Genomic DNA, 3,689 nt, shown 5'->3' with positions numbered 1-3,689 from the left:
AGAACCTGCTGGCCTCCTCGCACGCACGCGATCAGCGCATCCAGCTGCGGGTGGCGGCCGACGCCGACGGGCGCATTCGCGCCTTGGAGGCGGACGTGCTCAGTGACATGGGCGCCTACGGCGTCGACGCGCACGGCCCGCTGCTGGAGGTCGGCGGGACGTCGTCGATGATCCCCGGTCCCTACGACATCCAGGCGTACCGGTACCGGGCCCGCGCGGTGGCGACCAACAAGACGCCACTGGGTGCCTATCGGGGAGTCGGCCTGCCGATGGCGGTCTTCGCGCACGAGCGCGCGATGGACATCGTGGCCGGGGAGCTGGGCCTGGACCGCGCCGAGGTGCGGAGGCGGAACCTGGTCCGCACCGATCAGCTTCCTTACGAGACGACGACCGGGCGGACCTACGACAACGGCGACTATCACCGTGCCCTCGAGCTCGCCCTCGACCGGGCCGGGTACGACGAGGCGATGACTCGCCGCCATGAGGCGAACGAGCGGGGGAAGCTCGCGGGGCTGGGGATCGCGAGCTTCGTGGAGTACACGGGGATGAACCGCAAGGAGTACCAGAACCGGGGGATGCTTGCCTCGACCGGGCGGGACACCGCACTCATCGAGCTCGACGGCGAGGGCCGGGCCAGCGTCTGGGTGACGATGCCCAGTGTGGGCCAGGGGATCCTGACGACGTTCACACAGATCGCTGCCGCAGGACTCGGCTTGCCGTTGAAGGCCGTCACGGTAATGCCCACCGACACGGCCGCCAGGGATCTCATCGGCCAAGGCACCGGGGCGAGCCGCGGCATGGCGGTTGGCGGGAACGCCGTCCACAACGCTGCTCGGGAGCTGAACCGACGGATCTGCGCGGATGCTGCCGAGCAGCTGGGACTTGAGCACGAGGAGGTGGAGCTGCGGGAGGGTCGGTTCGTCTCCTCAGCCGGCGCCACCCTTGCTCTCGGCCTCGCCGACCTCATCGCGCGGCAGCCTGCTGGCAGCTACCAAGAGACAGCGACGTACGAGTCGACCGCCGTGTCCTACTCCTACGCGACGCACGTGTGCACCGTGGAGATCGATCCGGTCACCGGCGAGATCGAGGTACTGACCTACGTCGTCGCAGATGACTGCGGGCGCGTGATCAACCCGATGATCGTGCACGGGCAGGCCCGCGGCGGCGTCGTACAAGGGATCGGCGTCGCCCTCTACGAGCGCCATCAGTACGACAAGAACGGCCAGCTGCAGACCTCCTCGCTCATGGACTACCTGATACCGACCGCGACGGACGTCCCCAACATCACCATCGAGTCGTTCGAGATGCCCACCCCGGCGTCGGTCCTCGGGGCCAAGGGGATGGGGGAGAGCGGCACCCTCGGGCCACCGGCGGCGATCGCGAATGCGGTGGCCGATGCGCTGGGCGCCGAGGTGAATGAGCTCCCGATCACCCCCAGCCTCGTCCGCTCGGTGCTGCGTGAGCGTTACCTCGAGGGGAGCGCGACATGAATGCCGCCGAGCCCGTCGAGATCGAGGTTGCGCTGCCAGCTGACCGGGTCTGGGCAGCGCTCAGCGAGCCAGCCCGGCTCTGGCAGACGTTCTCCGGGACGGGTCGGCCGGCGCCCGTGGACGGCGTCATGAACGGCAGCGTGAAGACCGCCGCCGTTGACGCACCCGAGTGGCGATATCAGATGCGCATGCTGGATCGCGACGACGATGCTCGCACTGTCCACCTCGACGTTTTCGCGCAGCCGACCGGGCACGTCGGCAGCGCCCGCCTGACCGCCGGGCTCGAGGTCCACGACCGGGTTGAGCAGACCGTGCTCATGCTCACCTGGCGCAGTCAGGCCAACGGACACCACCAGGGCGACGCCGAGGCGTGGGTCGCCGCGGTGCGGAGCCACGTGGCCGAAATTGTGCATGGTGCCGTTGCCACACTGCCACACGTCGGCAGGTCCGGCCCTGCGGCGGTCCTGGACACCCTGCAACGCCTCATGCGTGGTCGGTCGGGCGTGGTGCTGGCCGTGGTCGCCGCAACAGCCGCTGCGCTCGCACTGATCGCCGAGCTGGTGCGCCTGCGACGACGAACCGGAGGACCGAGATGAAGCCTCCAGCTTTCGACTACCTGTTGCCCGACTCGTTGCAGGAGGCGCTGTCGATCCTGGCCGAGCACGGCGAGGACGCGAAAGTGATCGCCGGTGGGCAGAGCCTCATCCCGCTGCTGAACCTGCGGATGGCGCGGCCCTCGGTCCTCGTCGATATCAACCGGCTCGCCGACCTCGGCGGCATCAGCAGAACGCAGGGACAGCTGTACATCGGCGCGCTGGCACGCCAGGCGTGGCTGGAGCGCTCACCGGTGGTGGCCGCGGGATGGCCGCTGCTGCCTGCTGCGATCTCATGGGTCGCACATCCGCAGATCCGAACCCGGGGCACCGTCGGCGGATCGGCCGTCCACGCGGACGCGGCCGCAGAGCTCCCCGCGGTGCTGACCACGTTGGACGCAGAATTCGTCGTGCAGAGCACGAGCGGCGAACGGCGGGTGCCGGCCGCAGAGTTCTTCCTTGGTCAGTACGAGACGGCGCTCCAGCCACACGAGCTGCTGACCGAGATCGTCGTGCCCCCGATGGCGGAACGCACCGGCACCGGATTCAGCGAGTACGCCCGCAGACACGGCGACTTCGCGCTCGCCGGAGCCGCGGCCGTGGTGCAACTGGACGAGACCGGGCGTTGCACGCGGGCGCGTCTGACCTTGCTCGGGGTGGGCCAGACGCCGGCGCGGCTGCACGAGGTCGAGGACGAGCTGACGGGGACGTACCGACACCAGGGCGCGGAGGCCGCGCTGCCGAAGCAGGTGCTCGAGACCTCGGTCCGAGCCCTTGCGATCGGTGAGGACTTCCACGCCGATCGGGCTCACCGCGAGGAGGTCGCCGCCCACGTCGCGATCCAGGCCCTCACGTACGCGTTCGACGACGCCGGCAGGAGACTTCCATGAGCACTCGAAAGATCACGACCGAAGTCAACGGGCGATCCGTCACGGCCGACGTGGAGACGCGCTGGCTGCTGACCGACTTCCTGCGGCACGAGCTCGGACTGACCGGCACACACGTGGGGTGCGAGCAGGGCGTCTGCGGTGCCTGCACTATCCACGTGGACGGCGAACCCGTGCGAGCGTGCCTGATGCTCGCCGTCCAGGCGGACGGCCGCAGGCTGCGGACTGTGGAGGGCCTGGCCGAGGGGGCCGACCAGATGCATCCCCTGCAGGAGGCGTTCCGCGAGTGCCACGGCCTGCAGTGCGGATTCTGCACGCCCGGCTTCTTGATGTCGCTCGAGCCCGTGCTCCCGGACCTGGTCGGTGCCAGTGACGAGACGATCCGCGCGGCACTGAGCGGCAACGTCTGCCGATGCACCGGCTACGAGCCGATCATGCGTGCCGTCCGATCAGCCGCGAACTGTATGGCCTGCGAGGCGGGCGACGGCTGTACGCCCCCATCCACCACCGACTCCTATTGAGAGGACATCATGGAACTCGATCACAGTTTCTCGGTCCCCGCGCCGGCGCAGGACCTCTGGCCGATCGTGCAGGACGTGCCTCGCATTGCCGCGTGCCTGCCCGGGGCGACGATCGACCCTTCGTCCGGGTCGCCGTACAGCGGTGGCATCAAGGTCAAGGTCGGCCCGATCGCCATGACCTATCGCGGGACCATCGAC

The 3,689-nt window shown here is 69.2% G+C and carries 5 protein-coding genes; all 5 read left to right on the top strand.

Features of this window, described 5'->3' with window-relative positions; genetic code table 11:
* The coding region (locus ACOJSN_RS19065; protein ID WP_420114069.1) for a xanthine dehydrogenase family protein molybdopterin-binding subunit at window positions 1-1,490 on the top strand (1,490 nt) is incomplete at its 5' end.
* Entirely contained in the window at window positions 1,487-2,086 is a 600-nt protein-coding gene (locus ACOJSN_RS19060; RefSeq protein WP_420114068.1) for a hypothetical protein, read from the top strand. The genes ACOJSN_RS19065 and ACOJSN_RS19060, both read left to right, overlap by 4 nt.
* Window positions 2,083-2,973 (top strand): FAD binding domain-containing protein, encoded by an 891-nt coding sequence (locus ACOJSN_RS19055; protein WP_420114067.1) that lies wholly within the window; start codon window positions 2,083-2,085, stop codon window positions 2,971-2,973. The genes ACOJSN_RS19060 and ACOJSN_RS19055 overlap by 4 nt, the downstream gene beginning before the upstream one ends.
* Window positions 2,970-3,491: a (2Fe-2S)-binding protein gene (locus tag ACOJSN_RS19050; protein WP_420114066.1), complete on the top strand. Its 522-nt coding sequence runs from the start codon at window positions 2,970-2,972 to the stop codon at window positions 3,489-3,491. Before ACOJSN_RS19055 ends, ACOJSN_RS19050 begins: the two co-directional genes overlap by 4 nt.
* A 9-nt stretch (window positions 3,492-3,500) precedes the next feature.
* Window positions 3,501-3,689: SRPBCC domain-containing protein (locus ACOJSN_RS19045; protein WP_420114065.1), on the top strand; the 189-nt coding region annotated here is incomplete at its 3' end.

It is taken from the genome of Pseudactinotalea sp. (assembly GCF_048594945.1).
Taxonomy (GTDB): Bacteria; Actinomycetota; Actinomycetes; order Actinomycetales; family Beutenbergiaceae; genus Pseudactinotalea.
This window is presented reverse-complemented; position numbering and strand designations above follow the sequence as displayed.